At 58.5% G+C, this 20,747-nt stretch carries 19 protein-coding genes and 3 tRNA genes; 6 read left to right on the top strand and 16 right to left on the bottom strand.

What is annotated here, in order from left to right:
• Positions 1-237: 237 nt before the first annotated feature.
• From KGA89_RS20235 to KGA89_RS20195, 9 genes are all read right to left on the bottom strand, one after another.
• On the bottom strand, positions 238-2,109 hold the full coding sequence (locus KGA89_RS20235; RefSeq protein ID WP_003199929.1) for a SurA N-terminal domain-containing protein: 1,872 nt from the start codon (positions 2,107-2,109) through the stop codon (positions 238-240).
• Positions 2,110-2,333: 224 nt separating this feature from the next.
• A complete protein-coding gene (locus KGA89_RS20230; RefSeq protein ID WP_002552737.1) occupies positions 2,334-2,606 on the bottom strand; it encodes an HU family DNA-binding protein in 273 nt (90 codons plus the stop codon).
• A 147-nt stretch (positions 2,607-2,753) separates the two neighbouring features.
• Positions 2,754-5,150, bottom strand: a complete 2,397-nt coding sequence (lon, locus tag KGA89_RS20225; protein WP_003199864.1) for an endopeptidase La — start codon at positions 5,148-5,150, stop codon at positions 2,754-2,756.
• A 161-nt stretch (positions 5,151-5,311) separates the two neighbouring features.
• The gene (gene clpX / locus KGA89_RS20220; RefSeq protein WP_003183176.1) at positions 5,312-6,595 is read right to left on the bottom strand and encodes an ATP-dependent Clp protease ATP-binding subunit ClpX; all 1,284 of its coding nucleotides are present in this window, start codon (positions 6,593-6,595) and stop codon (positions 5,312-5,314) included.
• Positions 6,596-6,707: 112 nt separating this feature from the next.
• Positions 6,708-7,343: an ATP-dependent Clp endopeptidase proteolytic subunit ClpP gene (gene clpP, locus KGA89_RS20215; protein WP_003199862.1), complete on the bottom strand. Its 636-nt coding sequence runs from the start codon at positions 7,341-7,343 to the stop codon at positions 6,708-6,710.
• Between the two features lie 93 nt (positions 7,344-7,436).
• Positions 7,437-8,747, bottom strand: a complete 1,311-nt coding sequence (tig, locus tag KGA89_RS20210) for a trigger factor (protein ID WP_003199860.1) — start codon at positions 8,745-8,747, stop codon at positions 7,437-7,439.
• 423 nt (positions 8,748-9,170) lie between these two features.
• A tRNA-Leu gene (locus KGA89_RS20205) sits at positions 9,171-9,255 on the bottom strand.
• A gap of 58 nt (positions 9,256-9,313) precedes the next feature.
• Positions 9,314-9,389, bottom strand: a tRNA-His gene (locus KGA89_RS20200).
• A gap of 41 nt (positions 9,390-9,430) precedes the next feature.
• Positions 9,431-9,507 (bottom strand) — tRNA-Arg (locus KGA89_RS20195).
• Positions 9,508-9,788: 281 nt separating this feature from the next.
• Here KGA89_RS20195 and folD point away from each other — a divergent pair.
• Together folD and pbpG are read left to right on the top strand one after the other, a co-directional pair.
• On the top strand, positions 9,789-10,643 hold the full coding sequence (gene folD / locus KGA89_RS20190; RefSeq protein ID WP_003199858.1) for a bifunctional methylenetetrahydrofolate dehydrogenase/methenyltetrahydrofolate cyclohydrolase FolD: 855 nt from the start codon (positions 9,789-9,791) through the stop codon (positions 10,641-10,643).
• 311 nt (positions 10,644-10,954) lie between these two features.
• Positions 10,955-11,893 (top strand): D-alanyl-D-alanine endopeptidase, encoded by a 939-nt coding sequence (gene pbpG, locus KGA89_RS20185; RefSeq protein ID WP_003199856.1) that lies wholly within the window; start codon positions 10,955-10,957, stop codon positions 11,891-11,893.
• 173 nt (positions 11,894-12,066) lie between these two features.
• Here pbpG and KGA89_RS20180 read toward each other — a convergent pair whose 3' ends face one another.
• Both KGA89_RS20180 and KGA89_RS20175 read right to left on the bottom strand, forming a co-directional pair.
• Entirely contained in the window at positions 12,067-12,261 is a 195-nt protein-coding gene (locus KGA89_RS20180) for a DUF6021 family protein (RefSeq protein ID WP_223472384.1), read from the bottom strand.
• Between the two features lie 99 nt (positions 12,262-12,360).
• Positions 12,361-13,038 (bottom strand): peptidase C39 family protein, encoded by a 678-nt coding sequence (locus KGA89_RS20175; protein ID WP_223472383.1) that lies wholly within the window; start codon positions 13,036-13,038, stop codon positions 12,361-12,363.
• A gap of 223 nt (positions 13,039-13,261) precedes the next feature.
• Here KGA89_RS20175 and KGA89_RS20170 point away from each other — a divergent pair, with 223 nt between their 5' ends.
• Positions 13,262-13,426, top strand: coding sequence for a hypothetical protein (locus KGA89_RS20170; protein ID WP_003199851.1), 165 nt, complete (start codon positions 13,262-13,264; stop codon positions 13,424-13,426).
• A gap of 70 nt (positions 13,427-13,496) precedes the next feature.
• On the opposite strand, the gene KGA89_RS20165 is transcribed toward KGA89_RS20170, so the two are convergent.
• Together KGA89_RS20165 and KGA89_RS20160 are read right to left on the bottom strand one after the other, a co-directional pair.
• Positions 13,497-14,246 (bottom strand): TerC family protein, encoded by a 750-nt coding sequence (locus KGA89_RS20165; RefSeq protein WP_003199850.1) that lies wholly within the window; start codon positions 14,244-14,246, stop codon positions 13,497-13,499.
• 26 nt (positions 14,247-14,272) lie between these two features.
• On the bottom strand, positions 14,273-14,524 hold the full coding sequence (locus KGA89_RS20160; RefSeq protein WP_223472382.1) for a hypothetical protein: 252 nt from the start codon (positions 14,522-14,524) through the stop codon (positions 14,273-14,275).
• A 139-nt stretch (positions 14,525-14,663) separates the two neighbouring features.
• Between KGA89_RS20160 and nhaR the strand changes: the two genes are divergently transcribed.
• Positions 14,664-15,560, top strand: coding sequence for a transcriptional activator NhaR (nhaR, locus tag KGA89_RS20155; RefSeq protein WP_223472381.1), 897 nt, complete (start codon positions 14,664-14,666; stop codon positions 15,558-15,560).
• Here the strand turns inward: nhaR and KGA89_RS20150 are convergent.
• Entirely contained in the window at positions 15,557-16,708 is a 1,152-nt protein-coding gene (locus KGA89_RS20150; protein WP_003199844.1) for an MFS transporter, read from the bottom strand. The genes nhaR and KGA89_RS20150 overlap by 4 nt on opposite strands.
• Before the next feature lie 282 nt (positions 16,709-16,990).
• Here KGA89_RS20150 and sstT point away from each other — a divergent pair, with 282 nt between their 5' ends.
• Positions 16,991-18,223 carry a serine/threonine transporter SstT gene (sstT, locus tag KGA89_RS20145; protein WP_223472380.1) on the top strand — a complete coding sequence of 411 codons (1,233 nt, stop codon included), beginning with the start codon at positions 16,991-16,993 and terminating at the stop codon, positions 18,221-18,223.
• Positions 18,224-18,433: 210 nt separating this feature from the next.
• On the opposite strand, the gene KGA89_RS20140 is transcribed toward sstT, so the two are convergent.
• Positions 18,434-18,943, bottom strand: coding sequence for a DUF1993 family protein (locus KGA89_RS20140; protein ID WP_223472379.1), 510 nt, complete (start codon positions 18,941-18,943; stop codon positions 18,434-18,436).
• A gap of 130 nt (positions 18,944-19,073) precedes the next feature.
• On the opposite strand from KGA89_RS20140, the gene KGA89_RS20135 reads away from it, so the two are divergent.
• Entirely contained in the window at positions 19,074-19,721 is a 648-nt protein-coding gene (locus KGA89_RS20135) for a YceH family protein (RefSeq protein ID WP_013692649.1), read from the top strand.
• A 6-nt stretch (positions 19,722-19,727) separates the two neighbouring features.
• On the opposite strand, the gene KGA89_RS20130 is transcribed toward KGA89_RS20135, so the two are convergent.
• The gene (locus KGA89_RS20130) at positions 19,728-20,549 is read right to left on the bottom strand and encodes a shikimate 5-dehydrogenase (protein ID WP_027912606.1); all 822 of its coding nucleotides are present in this window, start codon (positions 20,547-20,549) and stop codon (positions 19,728-19,730) included.
• Positions 20,550-20,747: the final 198 nt, after the last annotated feature.

Below are 20,747 nucleotides of genomic sequence, written 5' to 3'. Positions count from 1 at the left end.
GCAACAAGCAGACACAAAAAAATCCGGGATTTAGCTTAATCCTGTTCAGTTGCGCCGTTAATGAAGATTTTGATATCACGTTCAGAGCGGCGTAGTTCAGTGTGTATATCCATTTCTGCGGTAATGGATCTACACACAAAACCCAAGCCAAAAAAAACGACGCTCCCCATTTCTGAAGAAGCGCCGTTTTTTCTAACTGAACAGCATCACAACCAGGTTTGAAAAAGCATCAAGCAATTAGAAACGCTTGATCTCCGCCTGGCTCTCCAGCTGCTTGCGATACGCCGCAAAGTCCTGCTGACCAACACGGGACGCGAGGTAGCGGCGATATTCCGCCTTCTCTTCGTCAGTCGGTGCCGCCGCTTCGTTCACGCCATTCAAACGCACGACCATCAGGCTGCCATCAGGCAAGGTCACGCTGGTGAACGTCGGCTTGTCCTTGGACTCAGGCTTGGGCATGCGGAACAGTGCTTGCAGCACCGCCGGATCGATGCCTTCCTGGTTGCGGGTTGCCGCCTGGGTGGCTTTCCAGCCTTGGCCGTCGACCGGCTTGTCCAGTGCAACCTTGCCATCGCGCAGGCTGGCGATCAGCTCGTCGGCCCGGGTCTTGGCTGCCGCGCTAGCGTGTTCCTTGGTCAATTGAGCACGAATCGGCCCTGCCACGCTTTCCAGCGGCAGTTGCTCAGGCTTGCGGTGCTCCTTGGCACGCAGCACCACGACGGTTTCCGGGTCCAGCTCGATGGCGGTGCTGTTGGCGCCCTCATTCAGCACTTCCGGACTGAACGCAGCAGTAACCACGGCACGATTGGCCGCAATCCCTTCGCCGCCTTCACGACCAAATGGGGCCGATGTGTGGACGGTCAGCTTCAGGTCCTGGGCGGGTTGCGCCAGGTCGGACGCTTCGAACGAGGCATCCTCCAACTGCTTGGTCGCCTCAACGAAACGCTGCTCCACCTGTTGAGTCTTCAGCTCGCGGGTCAGCTTGTCCTTGAGGCTGGCAAACGTAGGCACTTCAGGCGCTTCGACACCCAGCAGCTTGATCAGGTGCAGACCGAAATCGGTGCGTACCGGTGCCGAGACCTGGTCCTTGTTCAAGGCGTACAAGGCCTTTTCGAATTCCGGATCGTAGACACCAGGACCGGCGTAGCCCAGATCGCCGCCGTTGTTAGCCGAACCCGGGTCCTGGGAAAACTCCTTCGCCAACGCTTCAAACGACTCGCCTTTGGCCAGGCGAGCCTGGATCTCTTCGATCTTCGCCTTGGCCTGGGCTTCGGTCACCTTGTCGTTCACTTCGATCAGGATGTGCGCAGCCCGACGCTGTTCGGACAGGTTGGCGATTTCTTTCTGATAGGCCGCCTGCAAGTCTTCGTCCTTGACGCTGACCTGATCGAAGAAAGAGGCCTTCTTCAGTTCGAGGTAATCGATGACCACCTGGTCAGGCGTCATGAATTCCTTGGCGTGCTGGTCGTAGTAAGCCTTGACCTCATCATCGGTCAGCTTGACGGAGGCAGGATCAGCCTTGATGTTCAAGGTGGCGAAATCACGCGTCTGTTTTTCCAGGCGTGCAAATGCCAGCACTTGGGCATCGGTGACGAAACCGCTGCCTGCCAGGCCGGCGCGCAACTGACCGATCAGCATTTCCTGAGCCAGCATCTGGCGGAACTGCATACGGCTGTAACCCAGTTGGCGGATCACCTGATCGAAACGCTCGGGACTGAATTTGCCATCGACCTGGAACTCAGGCGTCTGCAGGATCACTTGATCAAGCGCAGCTTCGGAGAAAGCGAATTTCGCATCGTGTGCGCCTTGCAGCAACAACTTGCGGTCGATCAGGCCCTTGAGCGCCGAATCACGCAGCATCTTTTCGTCCAGCAGGGAGGCGTCGAAATCCTTGCCCAGCTGTTGCATGAGCTGACGGCGTTGCATGTCGACCGCCTGGCTCAGCTCGTTCTGGCTGATGTTTTCGCCGTTGACCTTGGCCGCTTCGTTGCTGTTGGTAGTGGCTTTGAAAATGGCATCGAAACCGGTCAACGCCATCAATGCGACGATGACCCCGATGATGGTCTTGGCAATCCAGCCTTGTGAATTGTCCCTGATATTCTGCAGCATGCGTCCCCCAGAAACGGTTGAACTTCAAATTTAGGCAACCGTGGAGCGTGGGTAGAATCCGGATAGAAGAAAGGCGCATCCGAGGATGCGCCTTCTCGTAACTGGCGGAGCGGACCGGGCTCTAACCTTCAAGCCCTGGTGTGCCAGACCGGTTGCAACCGGCCGTGTTACCGCTCCGCTGCCAAGCCAGGCATGACCCCGACCCGGATAAACTCAACGAAACCTTAGTTAACGGCTTCTTTCAGTGCTTTACCAGCTTTGAAGCCTGGCTTTTTGGCAGCAGCGATTTCCAGCGTCTTACCGGTCTGCGGGTTGCGACCGATACGAGCAGGACGATCGGTCACGGAGAAGGTACCGAAACCAACCAGAACAACGGAGTCGCCAGCCTTCAGAGCGCCAGTGACGGATTCGATTACAGCGTCCAGCGCACGGCCAGCAGCAGCTTTCGGGATATCAGCGGATGCAGCGATAGCATCAATCAGTTCCGACTTGTTCACTCTAAGTCCCCTTATATCTATTTGAGATGATTCTAAGTTTTTTTGGTGAAAGCAAAACGAGTGCTGAATGGCCTGCAGACACTTAAGAGCCGCTTTATAACAAGGGCTCTAAAAAACTGTCAAGGAAGCCCCCCAGGCAAATGCGTATTAATGCGTGCTAATTCTTTCCTTAGAGTCAGACTCTCGCTTTTCTTCCTTCGCGACAATCTCCGGAGCCACATCCGGCAAGGGCTCCGGCGCGTATTGCAGCGCAATTTGCAGGACCTCGTCAATCCATTTAACGGGTTTGATCTGAAGATCTTGCTTGATGTTGTCAGGAATTTCCTTCAGGTCGCGGACATTCTCTTCGGGAATGATCACGATCTTGATCCCGCCACGGTGTGCCGCCAGCAGTTTTTCCTTCAGGCCGCCAATCGCCAGGACCTGGCCGCGCAGTGTGATTTCACCCGTCATGGCGACGTCGGCGCGCACCGGGATACCGGTCAATGCCGAGACCAGGGCCGTGCACATGCCTACACCAGCGCTTGGGCCGTCCTTGGGCGTAGCCCCTTCAGGCATGTGGATATGCGTGTCGCGCTTCTCATGGAAGTCCAGGGGAATGCCCAGGCTCCGGGCGCGGCTGCGAACCACCGTCAGCGCAGCGGTGATCGATTCGACCATCACGTCGCCCAGGGAACCGGTCTTGATCAGTTGCCCCTTGCCCGGCACCACGGCCGCTTCGATGGTCAGCAACTCACCACCGACCTGGGTCCAGGCCAGGCCAGTCACCTGGCCGATCTGGTCCTGTTGCTCGGCGAGGCCGTAGCGGAACTTGCGTACGCCCAGGAAGTGCTCCAGCAGGTCCGCAGTGACCTTGACCGCGAAGCGTTTTTCCAGCGCATGTTCCTTGACCGCCTTGCGGCAGACCTTGGCAATCTGCCGCTCCAGGCCACGTACACCGGCTTCGCGGGTGTAGTAGCGGATGATGTCGCGAATCGCTTCCTCGTCGAATTCCAGCTCGCCTTTTTTCAGGCCGTTGGCCTGGATCTGCTTGGGCGAAAGGTATTTCACGGCGATGTTGATCTTCTCGTCCTCGGTGTAGCCCGGAAGACGAATCACCTCCATCCGGTCCAGCAACGCTGGCGGAATATTCATGGAGTTGGAGGTGCAGAGGAACATCACGTCCGACAGGTCGTAGTCGACCTCCAGGTAGTGATCGTTGAAATTGTGATTCTGCTCAGGATCGAGGACTTCGAGCAACGCAGAGGCAGGATCGCCACGCATATCGCTACCCATCTTGTCGATTTCGTCCAAAAGGAACAGCGGATTGCGCACGCCGACCTTTGTCATCTTTTGAATCAATCTTCCTGGCATCGAACCGATGTAGGTACGGCGATGCCCCCGAATTTCCGCCTCATCGCGCACGCCGCCAAGAGCCATGCGTACGAATTTGCGGTTGGTCGCGTGGGCAATCGACTCCGCAAGGGAGGTTTTACCGACCCCAGGAGGACCGACCAGGCACAGGACCGGGCCACGAATCTTCTTCACGCGCTTCTGCACGGCGAGGTATTCAAGGATACGCTCCTTGACCTCTTCCAGGCCGTAATGGTCGGCGTCGAGGATGTCTTCGGCACGCGCCAGGTCCAGACGCACCTTGCTCTGGGCTTTCCACGGCACCTGGACCAACCAGTCGATGTAGGAGCGCACTACGGTGGCCTCAGCAGACATCGGCGACATTTGCTTGAGCTTGTTCAACTCAGCCTGGGCCTTGGCCAGTGCATCCTTGGGCAAGCCGGCGGCATCGATGCGCTTTTTCAGCTCTTCGATTTCGTTGTGGCCTTCGTCACCATCGCCCAGCTCTTTCTGAATGGCCTTCATCTGCTCATTCAGGTAGTACTCGCGCTGGCTGCGCTCCATCTGTTTCTTGACGCGACCGCGAATGCGCTTCTCGACCTGCAACAGATCGATTTCGCCGTCGAGCAGTGCCAGCACGTGTTCGACACGGGCCGACAAATCAATGATTTCGAGAATTTCCTGCTTCTGCTCGATCTTGAGGGCCATATGGGCCGCCATCGTATCGACCAGTCGCCCAGGCTCATCGATGCTGTTAAGCGACGACAGGACCTCTGCAGGCACCTTCTTGCCCAGTTGCACGTATTGTTCGAACTGCGACAGCAGGCTGCGGACAAACACCTCTGACTCACGCTCGGGCGCATCGACCTCTTCGATCAGCGACACCTCGGCCCGGCAATGGCCGTCCACTTCGCTGAAACGCTCGATAGCACCGCGCTGTTCGCCTTCGACCAGGACCTTGACGGTGCCGTCGGGCAGCTTGAGCAATTGCAGAACCGTTGCAATCGTACCTACGCGATACAGTGCGTCTTCGCCGGGATCATCATCGGCCGGGTTTCTCTGAGCCAGCAAAAGAATCTGCTTGTCACCCGCCATCGCAGCCTCAAGGGCTTCGATGGACTTCTCGCGCCCCACGAACAGCGGGATAACCATGTGCGGATACACCACGACATCGCGCAATGGCAGGAGAGGCAATTCGATGGTTGTCTTCATGATTTCGCCTCTACGGCGGCCCTCGGGCCGGAAACAGATGGAAGTAAGCTTGAAACCAAGATGGGGGCAGCCTTGAAAAAAAACAAGCGCTAAGACACGTCTAAAACGCGCAAAAAGCAAAGGGGCCCGAAGGCCCCTCCTTTGTTCCGGCAGCCGAACGCTTAAGCGTCCGGTGCGGCCTTGGCAGCCGGCTCACTGTTTTCATAGATATACAGTGGCTTGGACTTGCCTTCTATGACGCTTTCATCGATCACGACTTTACTCACCTCGGACTGCGAGGGGATCTCGTACATCGTGTCGAGCAATACGCCTTCGAGAATCGAGCGCAATCCACGGGCACCGGTCTTACGCTCCAGGGCACGTTTTGCGACCGATTTCAGCGCGTCGGAACGGAATTCCAGGTCTACACCTTCCATTTCGAACAACTTGGCATACTGCTTGGTCAGGGCGTTCTTCGGCTCGGTCAGGATCTGCATCAACGCCGCTTCATCCAACTCGTCCAGCGTCGCCAGGACCGGCAGACGACCGACGAATTCCGGGATCAGACCGAACTTGACCAAATCGTCAGGCTCGACTTCACGCAGGGATTCACCGACTTTCTTGCCTTCTTCCTTGCTGCGCACTTCGGCGTTGAAACCAATGCCACCACGGGTGGAACGGTTTTGAATAACCTTTTCCAGGCCGGAGAACGCACCACCGCAGATGAACAGGATGTTACGGGTGTCGACTTGCAGGAATTCCTGCTGCGGATGCTTGCGACCACCTTGGGGTGGAACGGAAGCGACCGTACCTTCGATCAACTTGAGCAAGGCCTGCTGCACGCCCTCACCGGAAACATCCCGGGTGATGGACGGGTTGTCGGACTTGCGGGAAATCTTGTCGATTTCATCGATGTAGACAATGCCCATCTGGGCCTTTTCCACATCGTAGTCGCACTTCTGCAACAACTTCTGAATGATGTTCTCGACATCCTCACCCACATAACCCGCCTCAGTGAGGGTGGTTGCGTCGGCGATGGTGAACGGAACGTTCAGCAAGCGGGCCAGGGTTTCGGCAAGCAGGGTCTTACCCGAGCCTGTCGGGCCGATCAGCAGGATGTTGCTCTTGCCGAGTTCGACGTCGTCATTCTTCTTGTCACGTTGGTTCAGGCGCTTGTAGTGGTTGTACACCGCTACGGCCAGTACCTTTTTCGCACGTTCCTGACCAATCACATACTGATCAAGGATGCCGCTGATTTCTTTAGGCGAAGGCAATTTATGCGCGCTGCTCTCGGCCTGGGCTTCCTGCACCTCCTCGCGGATGATGTCATTGCACAGGTCGACGCACTCGTCGCAAATGAAGACCGAGGGGCCGGCAATCAATTTGCGCACTTCATGCTGGCTTTTGCCACAGAAGGAGCAATAAAGCAGTTTGCCGTTGTCCTCGCCGTTGCGGGTGTCAGTCATTCGATCGATCCAAATCCGATAGGCTTGCAACACAAGATGAAGGCAATTGCGGGCTTTTTCAAGCCCGCAGGTGATCGGACCTGCCGATCAACCTCATTTTGAGCTGCTTATTTTAAGCGGGGCGCTGGTTGATCACTTCATCGATCAGACCATATTCACGTGCGGCTTCAGCGCTCATGAAATTGTCGCGGTTGGTATCGCGCTCGATTTCTTCTAGCGTGCGCCCGCTGTGCTTGGCCATCAAGGTATTGAGGCGCTCGCGAATGAAGAGGATTTCCTTGGCATGGATTTCAATATCCGATGCCTGGCCCTGGAAACCGCCCAGCGGCTGGTGAATCATCACGCGCGAGTTCGGCAGGCAGTAACGCTTGCCATGGGCACCAGCTGTCAGCAAAAACGCACCCATGCTGCAAGCCTGACCGATACAGGTCGTCGAAACGTTAGGCTTGATGAACTGCATGGTGTCGTAGATCGACATGCCCGCCGTCACCGAACCGCCAGGGGAGTTGATATAGAGATGGATATCCTTGTCCGGGTTTTCGGCTTCAAGGAACAACAGTTGCGCACAGATCAGGTTGGCCATGTAGTCCTCTACCGGGCCCACCAGAAAGATGACGCGTTCCTTGAGCAGACGCGAGTAGATGTCATAGGCACGTTCGCCGCGGGCGGACTGCTCGATAACCATCGGGACCAGGCCGCCTGCGGCCTGGATGTCAGAGCTCTGCTGATAAAAAGAATTGCGGGACATGTCTCGCAGTCACTCCCAAATAGTTATGTCTTGAATACGCATAAGCCAGCGCGAAGGCTGGCTTATGGGTGTTTATTTCTTACCGCAGAACCATCAATCGGCTTGTGGAGCTTCCACCGGCTTGACCGCTTCTTCGTAAGAGACCGCTTTATCGGTCACGCTAGCTTTCTGCAGAACAGTATCCACAACTTGTTCTTCCAGCACAACCGAACGGACTTCGTTCAGTTGCTGGTCGTTCTTGTAGTACCAGGACACGACTTGCTCAGGCTCTTGATAGGCCGAGGCCATTTCCTGGATCAGCTCGCGAACGCGGGCTTCGTCAGGCTTGAGTTCAAACTGCTTGACCACTTCGGCGACGATCAGGCCCAGCACGACGCGGCGCTTGGCTTGCTCTTCGAACAGTTCGGCAGGCAGCTGGTCCGGCTTGATGTTGCCACCGAACTGCTGAACAGCCTGCACGCGCAGACGGTTCACTTCGTTGTCCAGCAGGGCCTTTGGCACTTCGATCGGGTTGGAGGCCAGCAGACCGTCCATGACCTGGTTCTTGACCTTGGACTTGATGGCCTGGCGCAGCTCACGCTCCATGTTCTTGCGAACTTCGGTGCGGAAACCTTCCAGACCGGTTTCCTTGATGCCGAACTGGGCGAAGAACTCTTCGTTCAGCTCAGGCAGTTTCGGCTCGGAAACAGTGTTGACGGTCACGGTGAACTCGGCGGCTTTGCCAGCCAGGTCCAGGTTCTGGTAGTCCTCAGGGAAGGTCACGTTCAGAACGCGCTCTTCACCGGCCTTGGCGCCAACCAGGCCGTCTTCGAAGCCAGGAATCATGCGACCGGAACCCAGCACCAGCTGGGTAGCCTTGGCGGAACCGCCCGCGAACACTTCACCGTCGACCTTGCCGACGAAATCGATGTTCAGTTGATCTTCGTTCTGGGCAGCACGCTCAGTCACTTCGAAACGGGTGTTCTGCTTGCGCAGGATGTCCAGCATCTTGTCCAGGTCGGCATCCGACACGTCAGCGCTCAGGCGCTCGACAGCGATGGATTCGAAACCGGCAACCGTGAACTCAGGAAACACTTCGAACGTGGCGACGAATTCCAGGTCCTTGCCTTTTTCCAGCACTTTAGGCTCGACGGACGGAGCGCCGGCCGGGTTCAGCTTCTGCTCGACGACCGCTTCGTAGAACGAAGACTGGATCACGTCGCCCACGGCTTCCTGACGCGCATCAGCTTCGTAACGCTGACGAATCACGCTCATTGGCACTTTGCCTGGGCGGAAACCTGGGATTTTGGCCTTTTGGGCAGTCTGCTGCAGACGCTTGTTGACCTGAGTCTCGATGCGCTCAGCCGGCACGGTGATGCTCATGCGGCGCTCAAGAGCAGAAGTATTTTCAACAGAAACTTGCATGGATATTCCTCGTTGCACAGACGTTGGCCGGGCGTTTCCGACCCCAGAATCAAGGGCATGCATTCTAGTAGGTCAAACTCAAGAAGTCACCCTACTGAAAACGCGCTGGAAACAGGCGCCGGATTTAGGACGGGACAAACGGTCATGCCCCACCCGGATTGCAAATACAGTCGACTCAGCCCAGGGCTCTGCGCCAACGCTTCTATATATAGAAGCGGCTTGCCCGATCACGCGACGCCCGCCCCCACAAAGGGACCGACGGACATGTCACGCATCATCACGAAACACATTCGCGACGAACCGACCGCTGCGCGCAGCTCCAAGAAACCGTACCGACGCCAAACACAAAACCACTGAAAACAAAAACGGCGCAGCCCTTTTCAGGTACTGCGCCGTTTTCTGCTATTTAAATAGCGACTTGTATGGTGCGGACGGAGAGACTCGAACTCTCACACCTTGCGGCGCTGGAACCTAAATCCAGTGTGTCTACCAATTCCACCACATCCGCGTATCAAGCTTTTAAAGCAAAGGCGCCAGATTGTTAGATCTGGCGCCTTTCTAGAATATGGGGTGGACGATGGGGATCGAACCCACGACAACGGGAGTCACAATCCCGTGCTCTACCAACTGAGCTACGCCCACCATATTGCCTTGTTGCCTTACTTGTGCCAAAGCTGCCTAATTGGCGCACCCGGCAGGACTCGAACCTGCGACCATCCGCTTAGAAGGCGGATGCTCTATCCAGCTGAGCTACGGGCGCCTTTTTAATCTGTATTCTTGGACGATTACAAACTAAGTGCTTTCAGTTTTACCGAGTTGAAACAACCAACTCCGCTCCACCTTCTTAACCAGTGCTAGGCTGTGCCCGACAAGTGCGACGAATGTTATAGACGGCCTGATAGGTCGTCAACACTTTTTTAAAAAAAATTCATTTAATTAAAGGGGTTAGGGGAATTTGCAGACCAAGCGCCTTTGCCCCCACGCCCCGGCATGCGAGAATGCGTTCTCTTTTTTTCCCCTCTCGATGGTTAACCACGCGCAATGACTGCACAACTTATCGACGGCAAATCGATCGCCGCCAGCCTGCGCCAGCAGATCGCCCAACGAGTTACCGAGCGCCGCCAGCAAGGCCTGCGTACGCCCGGCCTTGCGGTGATCCTGGTCGGCAGCGATCCTGCCTCTCAGGTTTATGTCTCGCACAAGCGTAAAGACTGTGAAGAGGTCGGCTTCCTTTCCCAGGCCTACGACCTGCCTTCCGAAACCACCCAGCAAGCGCTGGCCGATCTGATCGATCGCCTGAACGATGACCCGAACATCGACGGCGTTCTGCTCCAGCTGCCGCTGCCTGAACACCTCGACGCCTCCAAGCTGTTGGAGCGTATCCGCCCGGACAAAGACGTCGATGGCTTCCATCCTTATAACGTCGGTCGCCTGGCCCAGCGTATCCCGTTGCTTCGTCCCTGCACCCCTAAAGGCATCATGACGTTGCTGGAAAGCACTGGCGTGGACCTGTACGGCCTTGACGCCGTGGTGGTGGGTGCGTCCAACATCGTTGGTCGTCCAATGGCCATGGAGCTGCTGCTGGCCGGCTGCACCGTGACCGTGACCCATCGTTTCACCAAGGATCTGGCTGGCCATGTCGGCCGCGCGGACCTGGTGGTGGTGGCCGCCGGCAAACCCGGCCTGGTAAAAGGCGAGTGGATCAAGGAAGGCGCCATCGTCATCGACGTGGGCATCAATCGCCAGGAAGATGGCAAGCTGGTGGGCGACGTGGTCTACGAGACCGCCCTGCCCCGCGCCGGCTGGATCACGCCGGTACCGGGTGGCGTAGGCCCGATGACCCGCGCCTGCCTGCTGGAAAACACGCTGTACGCGGCTGAAACGCTGCACAGCTGATACGCCCGACAAAAACCTGTGGGAGCGAGCTTGCTCGCGATAGCGATGGACCGGCCAACATCCAGTTGACTGACACATCGCTATCGCGAGCAAGCTCGCTCCCACAGGTGTTTCTGGCGACCGGACTTTAGCCGCCAAATTACAAATTTTTCAGATTCGTTTCGCCAAAATCCCCCTCCATGAAACTTTATTTATTCACAAGCCCTGGCGATACAGGCATATAGCGCTGCTGTCGCCCATACTCCTAAAATGCGACGTTTTTTTAAAAGTCGTTGCTCAACGGCACCTTCAACTCTATCGAGTCTACTCGCGTGAAAATCCGTCTTTCCATCATCAGCCTATTCATCGCTTTCACAGGCAGCTTTATCACGCAAAATGTCGTTGCACAGGAAACCATCGCGGCCCCTCGGGACACGACCAAGCTGCAAGTCGCCTCGGGCAGCGCGATGTTGCTGGACCTGCAGACGGATAAAGTCGTTTATTCGAGCAACCCGGACGTGGTGGTACCCATCGCGTCGGTGACCAAGTTGATGACCGGCCTGATCGTGCTGGATGCCAAACAGAACCTCGATGAGTACATCTCCATCACCATTGCCAACACCCCAGAGATGAAGGGCGTGTTTTCCCGAGTCAAACTCAACAGCGAGCTGTCGCGCCGGGACGTGCTGCTGATCGCCCTGATGTCTTCGGAAAACCGCGCCGCCGCCAGCCTCGCCCACCACTATCCAGGTGGCTATGCGGCGTTCATTGCCGCCATGAACGCCAAGGCGAAGGCGCTGGGCATGACCAGCACCCATTACGTCGAACCGACGGGCCTGTCGATTCACAACGTCTCGACCGCCAGGGACCTGACCAAGCTGCTGATCGCCGCTCGCAAGTATCCATTGCTGAGCGAACTGAGCACCACCAAGGAAAAGACCGTTACCTTCCGCAAGCCTGTGTATAGCCTGGGCTTTCGCAACACTGACCACTTGATCCACAAGGCCAACTGGGATATCCAGTTGACCAAGACCGGTTTCACCAACGAGGCCGGTCACTGCCTGGTGCTGGTGACGAAGATGGGCAATCGCCCGATGGCACTGGTGATCCTCGATGCATTCGGCAAGTTCACGCACTTCGCCGATGCCAGCCGGATTCGTAGCTGGGTCGAGACCGGAAAAAGCACCGACGTGCCGTCAGTGGCCCTGCAATACAAGGCTGCCAAGAATCTCAAGAGCCGCCAGAGTGGTGTGGTGGAAGCCTCCCAATAATCCGCGGCACACAGAAAAGCCCCGACTCGTCGTAATGCTGTTCACTTAGAAAAAGCGGCGCTTCTTTCAGAAATGGGGAGCGCCGTTTTTTTGTTTTATTGCTTTGGTGTTTATATCCGTTACCTAAATAACGGATATACACCCCAACCCACGCCTCTCGGAACAGATAATGCCTAGGCCTTCAGGTCACCCAACGGATCATAGGGCTTGGGCTTGCGCTCATCCTTCTTGTCCAGAGGCGCCTTGGCCGGCCCTACCGGATCAACCTGGGGGTCCTCAAGATCCGGCGAATCCGGATCAAACCCCAGGTCATCACCGCTGGAATGCTCTGACGAATGTGGCCCCGTAGGTGTTTTCGACTGTGCCATGCGTGCCTCCTCCAATCACGGTCGGAAAATGCCAACCCTGACGATAAGAGCCTCAGGCCTGCCAGGTTGTGCCCGGCAAGTGACGAACGGGGTGAACGGTCAATGCGCCGCTTCCAAGGTCTTGGTGGCCCGCGCCGCCGCTTGCTCCTGCCCTGCCCCGCCCAATTCGGCCGCCGCTTTGAGCCACCGCTGCGAGTCGACATTGGCCGGAAGCTGCGTAGGTCGCTGGACCAGCACCGCCCAGCCGCCCGCGCTCTGGAAGTCCGATTCGAAGGCACTGAAGCTCATCAACTGCCGCGGGTTCATGCCTGCACGCAGCAACACCGTCTGCTTCCGACGGTCGTAGCCGACGAGAATTCCATACCGAGGCGCGGGCCAGAACACCGAACCCTCGATATAGCGCACCAGCACCGGATAACCCGCCGCGACCTGCTCCAACAATGCCGGCAGCCTGGGGCCGAGGGGATACACCAGCAACCCGTACTCCCGCGCCAGGGTGGGCATATTCTGCTGCAAACCAGCTTCGCCACCGGGCAGGTGCAACGGTTTTTCCAGCAGCCCCGGAGTGATGACAGTGCCTTGCAACGTCAGCAAGGCGGCCAGGGACTGCGGAGCTCCCTGGTGCATTTCACCACGGTAGAACGGCACGCTGTTGAGCTCCACCCGTTCGGGCAGGCGCTGGATCTGCGGCGACACACTGCCCGCACACCCCGCCAGGGCAACGAGGCAGGACAGCGTCAGGACCAGTGATCGAAAAGATGAAATGACCGGCGACATGATGACTCTCTTGTTCAGGCACCCGGCATCCGGGCCAGGCTTGGGTCGACGATCATAAGGCGCGCACAGCCCTGGGTATAGCCATAACGGCAGTTTTACGAGCGCGATAGAACGAACCGATCCGTGCCCGACCGCCACGGATCGATTACCTGCAACACTTGAGCGACTAGACTGTCCATGTATTAGGTGCGTGATCCCGGACTGGGGATAAAAGGAGGCACAGATGAGCCTGACCACGACAATTCTGATGCTGATATTCGGCTGGCTGAGCGTAGCCACGGCCATGCTGTGGGGCGTGCTTCGGATCACCCGCCGCCATCATCACGCGCCACCTGCGCAATCGGAAAAAACCACAAAATCCGCGCGACGCCACGCCACCGCACACTGAGCATTCGCTTTTCAAACCCTCAAAAAAAACCACCCGGGCCTCGACCCGGGTGGCTTCTGTTTGCCTGGCATCAGGCGTTGTCGGCCAACGCCCTTTCCCTGGCCCGACGGGACAACATGTTCAACACCTCGATCGCCGCCGAGAACGCCATGGCCGCGTAGATATAACCCTTGGGCACATGGGCACCGAAGCCTTCGGCGATCAGCGTCATGCCGATCATGATCAGGAAGCCCAGGGCCAGCATCACCACCGTCGGGTTGTCATTGATGAACTTGGCCAGCGGTTCGGCTGCCAGCAGCATCACGAGTACCGACACAACGACCGCGATGATCATGATCGGCAAATGCTCGGTCATGCCCACGGCCGTGATGATGCTGTCGATGGAGAACACCAGGTCCAACATCAGGATCTGACCAATCGCTGCAGCAAAGCCCAGGGTCACGCCGGACGTGGCCGACTTGGGATCATCCGGTGCCGGGTCCATGCTGTGGTGGATTTCAGTAGTCGCCTTCCACAGCAGGAACAGACCACCGGCAATCAGGATCATGTCTTTCCAGGAGAACGCCTGACCCAGGATTTCGATGACCGGTTCGGTCAACTGCACAATGAAGGCAATGGTGCTCAACAAGCCCAGGCGCAGGATCAGCGCCATGCCGATACCGATCCGCCGTGCCTTGGCACGGTGCTGGGCGGGCAGCTTGTTGGTCAGAATCGAAATGAAGATCAGGTTATCGATGCCGAGCACGATTTCCATGACCACCAGAGTTGCCAGGGCGATCCACGCGGTGGGGCTGGCGGCGAGCTGCAGAAGATAATCCATGGGTCAGTCCTGACTGATGTGACGTGTTAGATGGTTTTGGTCGAGGTTTGTGTTTCGTCAGCTTCGTCCGCCGGCTTTTTCTTCGGGCTGATCAACCCGCCGGTGGCTTCGCTGATCGCCTGTTCGGCGGCTTTGTGGGTGTCGTCGATGGCCTGCTTGGCGGTTTGCGCTGCCTGTCCCATCAGTTGCTGGGCACTTTTTTCAGCCTGTTCACAGCCCGCCAATGTCATTGCAGACATCGTCAACAAGGCTGCAAGTCCCAGGGATTTGTATGTCATGAAATAAATGCCTCTTGAGAGAATAGAAGGTGCACGAAAATGGCCCGCCAATGGCCAGGCATTCTAGAGACGCGAATACTTCAGGAAAATTCGTATTTTCAGCGGTTATACTTCGCTTTTTACGAATCCGTGAAAACCCATGCTCAATTACCGACAATTGCATTACTTCTGGGTGGTGGCGAAAACCGGCAGCATCGTGCGCGCCTGCGAGCAGTTGAACCTGACCCCACAGACCATCAGCGGGCAGATTTCCCTGTTCGAGCAGACCTATAACATCAAGCTGTTTCGCCGCGTCGGACGGCAGCTGGAACTGACCGAGGCCGGCCGCCAGACCTTGCCCTACGCCGAACACATGTTCCAGTTGGGCGGTGAGCTGGAATTGATGCTGCGCGCCCAGCCCAACGAGCAGCAAACCCTGTTTCGGGTCGGGGTGGCGGATGTGGTGCCCAAATCCATCGTCTACCGGCTGCTGGCGCCGACCATGGAGCTGAGTGAACCTCTGCGCATCACCTGTCGCGAAGACAAGCTCGAACGGCTACTGGCGGACCTGGCGATCCAGCGTCTGGACCTGGTGATTTCCGACAGCCCGATGCCGACTCACCTGGACATCAAGGGCTACAGCCAGAAACTGGGGGAATGCGGGATCAGCTTTTTCGCCACCATCGCGCTGGCCGAACGCTACGGGCGGGATTTCCCCCACGGCCTGCATGACGCTCCGCTGCTGATTCCCGGGCCGGAAACCGTGGTGCGCAGCCGCTTGCAACGCTGGTTCGCCGAGCAACAGATCCAGCCGCGCATCGTCGGCGAGTTCGACGACAGCGCATTGATGCAGGCCTTCGGCCAATCAGGCAGCGGGATTTTCATCGGCCCGAGCGTGATCGCCGAAGAGGTCAAGCGCCAGTACGGCGTAGAAGTGATCGGCCAGACCGATGCGGTGAGCGAATCCTTCTACGCCATTTCCGTGGAGCGCAAGGTCAGCCACCCCGGAATCGTCGCGATTGCCGAGGGCGCGCGTCGCGAGTTGTTCAGCGCTTAGCAGGCGACACGAGGTTTGAAGGTCATCAGCAGCAACGCCAGCAGGATCGATACGAAGATGAACCCGGCCGCCGCAAACCCGACACTGCCCAGGCCCAGGGTATCGATGACCCGGCCACCAACCATCGCCCCCAGGCCAATCCCCAGGTTGGCCCCGGCGATGTTCAACGATGCGGCAAAGGCCGGGGCCTGCGGGGCCGCCTTCATCAGCCGCACATGGCTGACCAGGAACAAGGCCGCCTGGGTCACGCCCCAGATACCCATCGCCGCCGCCAGCGCGAGGGGTGAATGAATGCTCGGCACCAACGCCACCATGCCGCCGATCAGGAACAGGCAGAAGACCATCGATGCGATCAACGGATGCCGGTCCACCGCCCGGCCGCCCAGGGAGTTGCCCAGCAGCCCGACGGCGCCGAAGCCCATCAGGCACCAGCCCACCAGGGTGCCATCGAACCCGGCGAGGCGTTCGAGGATATCCGCCAGATAGGTGTAGGCGGTGAACATGCCGCTGAACACCAGGATCGACAACAGCACATGCCCTTGCATCAACGGGCTGCGCAGGATCTTGAATTGCGAACGAAAGCTCACCTGATGCTGGTGCAGATTGGTTTTCGGCAGGTAGATAAACAGCAGCAACGCCTTGGCGAAGGCGATGACCGCCAGGATCGCGAACGCACTGCGCCAGCCAAACGCATCGGAAATCAACGTGCCCACGGGAATGCCGAACACCGTGGCACAGACGATACCAAAGCCGATCCGGGCGATGGCCCGCCCGGCCAACTGTGGCCCGACAATGTCCACCGCCGTTTCACTGGCCAGCGCCCAGAACACCGGCAGGCCCAGGGCCGGAATCAACCGGGCAACGGCCATCACCCAGATGTTGGGGGCGACTGCGGCGAGCATGTTGGCCAGGCCGAACATCACCAGCACGCTGATAAACAACTTGCGCCGTTCAAAACGGGCGAACCAGGCTGTCAGGAATGGCCCGAACGCCGCCACCGTAAACGCGAACAACGTCACCAGCAGCCCGGCCTGGGGGATGCTGACCTGCAAGTCGCGGGCGATAGAGGGCAACAGGCCAACGATGACGAATTCCGTGGTCAGCACCGTAAAACCGGCGGCCGACAACAGGAAAATGGGTAACAACATGCAGAACTCCAGCGAAACGACGACACCAGCGTCAGCCCGTGGGCTCGCTGGCGGATATAGAAAGGTGATGAGGGCAAAGCCTAACAGAATGCGTCCACCAGACAAAACGCGCTGAACACCCGAGTGACGGATCGTCACAGGTCCGTCAGATTTTTCATCGGGCTGTGATAAAGTCCGCGGCCTGCAAAACGCCGTACTTTTCTCACGGTCCGCTCATGTGGCCTGCCCGCTTGTTGCCCTGACTCGTCGACCGTCGCACACAATAAAATCAGAGATGCCGCTATGACAGCTTCGTCCGTTACCCCTATGCAACGCCTCAAACGCACCAGCCTGGTGACGCAAATCGTCATCGGCCTGATCGCCGGTATCGTCCTGGCTTGGCTGGCGCCCGACGTGGCCAAGTCCACCGCATTCATCGGCAAGGTCTTCGTGTCCGCGCTCAAGGCCGTGGCGCCGATCCTGGTGTTCGTGCTGGTCATGGCTTCGATCGCCAACCATAAGCATGGCCAGGAAACCCATATCCGGCCGATTCTGTTCCTCTACCTGCTGGGCACTTTCGCCGCCGCAGTGGTCGCGGTGGTTGCCAGCACGCTGTTTCCGTCCAGCCTCGTGCTGTCGACCCAAGACGTCGCAGTCACGGCGCCCGGTGGCATCAGCGAGGTGCTGCAAAGCCTCCTGCTGAGCGTGGTGGATAACCCGGTCCGGGCGCTGATGGACGGTAACTTCATAGGCATCCTGGCCTGGGCTATCGGCATGGGCATCGCCATTCGTCATGCTGGCCAGACCACCCGTACCGTGCTCGAAGACCTGTCCAACGGCGTGACCGTGATCGTGCGCCTAGTGATCCGCTTCGCCCCACTGGGGATCTTCGGCCTGGTCGCCTCGACCCTGGCAACCTCCGGTTTCGGCGCCCTGCTCGGCTACCTGCACCTGCTCACCGTACTGATTGGCTGCATGCTGTTCGTGGCATTGGTGGTCAACCCGCTCATCGTGTTCTGGAAACTGCGTCGCAATCCCTACCCGCTGGTGTTCACCTGCCTGCGCGAGAGCGGTATCACGGCGTTTTTCACCCGCAGCTCGGCGGCGAACATTCCGGTGAACCTGGAACTGAGCAAACGCCTGGGCCTGCACGAAGACACCTATTCGGTGTCGATCCCGCTGGGCGCGACCATCAACATGGCGGGCGCCGCCATTACCATCACCGTGCTGACCCTGGCGGCCGTGCATACCCTGGGTATCGCAGTGGATATGCCAACGGCCGTGCTGCTGAGCGTTGTCGCGGCGATTTGCGCGTGCGGCGCATCCGGGGTGGCCGGCGGTTCGCTGTTGCTGATTCCCCTGGCATGCAGCCTGTTTGGCATTCCCAGCGAAATCGCCATGCAAGTGGTCGCGGTGGGTTTCATCATCGGTGTCCTGCAGGACTCGGCGGAGACGGCGTTGAACTCGTCTACGGATGTGCTGTTCACAGCGGCCACATGCCTGGGTGAGGAAGAGAAGCTCGCGCGTACGGCGTAACAGTTGCGGTGGCTGTTCGGTCCCTATCGCGAGCAAGCTCGCTCCCACAGGGGATGTGTCGTGTAGCAGCTATTGTGTGAGCGCCACTGCCCCCTGTGGGAGCGAGCTTGCTCGCGATAGCGGCGGTACATCCGCCGAGGATGTGCCAGTCAGCCACAAAAAAGCCCGGGAACGGCCCACACCGTCCCGGGCTTTTTCATGCCTGCGGGGTTAGAACGCGCCCATGTAGTCGCGCTTGCCCACTTCCACGCCATTGTGGCGCAGCAAGGCGTAGGTGGTGGTGACGTGGAAGAAGAACTGCGGCAGGCCGTAGGTCAGCAGGTAGTTCTGGCCGCTGAAGCGTTTTTCCTTCGGCGTGCCCGGACGGGTGACGATTTCGATGCCTTCCTTGCCATCGATCTGCTCAGGGCGGATGCCATCGATGAAGGCCAAGACCTTGGCGATCAAGGCTTGCAGCTCGGCGAACGTGGTCTCGCTGTCCTCATACTTCGGCACTTCGATCTCGGCCAGGCGTGCAGACACACCTTTGGCGAAGTCCACCGCGATCTGCACCTGGCGCACCAGTGGGAACATGTCCGGGTACAGGCGAGCTTGCAGGAAGGCGTTCGGGTCGGTGTTCTTCGCGGTGGCGTGGGCTTCGGCCTTGTTCAGAACGTCGCTCAACGCGTTGAGCATCTGCTTGAAAACCGGGACGGAAGCGGCGTACAGGGAAATAGTCATGGCGATCTCATGCAGGTGGCAGGAAAGAATGAATCAAACGGCTGCGATTATAGCCACGGCTTGTTGCACAGCTTGTCTTTTATTGCGCAAGGATTAGGCTAGGCGGCTTCCACAGCATAGGGAACGCGCGATGAGCATCGAAGAACAAAGCCAGGCTGAAGAACCACGGCTCAATAGCACGGAAATCCGCATCCTCGGCGCGCTGGTCGAGAAGCAGGCCACCAACCCCGAGACCTACCCGCTGACGCTCAACGCCCTGGTCCTGGCCTGCAACCAGAAAACCAGCCGCGAACCGGTGATGAACCTCAATCCGGGCCAGGTCGGCCAGAGCCTGCGGGCACTGGAAGGTCGCGGCTTTACCAAACTGGTGATGGGCAGCCGCGCCGACCGCTGGGAACATCGGGTCGACAAAGCCCTGGAGCTGGTACCGGCCCAAGTGATCCTGATGGGCCTGCTGTTCCTGCGTGGCCCGCAAACCGTCAATGAGCTACTGACCCGCAGCGGTCGGATGCACGACTTCGAAGACGCCGAACAAGTGGTGCACCAGCTTGAACGCCTGATCGCCCGGGGGCTGGCGCTGCTGGTGCCACGCCAGGCCGGCCAGCGCGAAGACCGCTATGTGCACGCCATGGGCGACCCGGCGGACATCGAGGCGATTCTCGCCGCCCGCCAGCACCCGGTGGAGCGTGGAGCCGGCGGCGCTGTCTCGCTGGAGCGCATCGAAGAACTCGAAGCGCGGATCGCGGCCCTGGAAGAACGCCTGTCGCGGCTGGAATAGCAGCGCCTACGCCAACCGGGCGAAGGCCACGGCTTTTTCGAATTGCTCCAGGTTGGGCCGTACGCCGGTGTACAGCACGAACTGCTCCAGTGCCTGGATCGCAATGACTTCCAGCCCGGTGATGACCCGCTTGCCTTCGGCCCTGGCGCGCACGATCAGCGGCGTTTCCGACGGGATCGCCACGACATCGAACACAGTTTCGGCCGCGACGATGGTCTCGGGCTCAAACGCCAACTGGTCGGCTTCCGGCCCCCCGGTCATGCCGATCGGCGTGACGTTGATCAGCATCTGTGGCCGCCGGGTACCCAGGTCAGCTTGCCATTCATACCCCAGGGACTCGGCCAGGGCTCGCCCGGCGGCTTCATTGCGGGCAACGATCAGCCCGTTCTTGTAACCCCCATCGCGCAAGGCACTGGCCACAGCCTTGGCCATGCCGCCGCTGCCGCGCAAGGCAAAGGTCGAGTCCTTGGGCACCGCGTGGCTTTGCAACAACTGGGTGATGGCGATGTAGTCGGTGTTGTAGGCCTTCAGATGGCCGTTGGTATTGACGATGGTGTTGATGGACTGGATCGCCGTGGCGGAAGGATCCAGCTCATCCACCAGGGCAATGCAGGCTTCCTTGAACGGCATCGACACGCCGCATCCACGAATTCCCAGGGCACGGATACCGCCCACGGCTCCAGGCAGGTCCTGGCTGCTGAACGCCTTGTAATAGAAATTCAGGCCCAATTGTTCATACAGGTGATTATGAAAGCGCAGGCCGAAGTTTCCGGGACGCCCCGATAGCGACATGCACAGTTGGGTGTCTTTGTTGGGATTGATCTGCATGCGTGTCTCCTTGCAATTCACTTTCGGACAGACGGAATCACCGCTGCGAAAGGTTTTATTCGATGATGATACCGCCAGCCCCAGCCCGGTCTCAGGCCCCTGGATGACGCGGCGCGGTAAGGAAAAGCGCTACAGACCTTACACAATATTTACCCAACGGCGTCGCAAATCCTGAGAAAATCGTTGTCAGAGCAAGTA

It is taken from the genome of Pseudomonas sp. A-RE-22 (assembly GCF_019956035.1).
Lineage (GTDB): Bacteria > Pseudomonadota > Gammaproteobacteria > Pseudomonadales > Pseudomonadaceae > Aquipseudomonas > Aquipseudomonas brassicacearum.
Note: the sequence above shows the minus strand (reverse complement) of the source record. Positions and strands in the feature narration are given on the sequence as shown.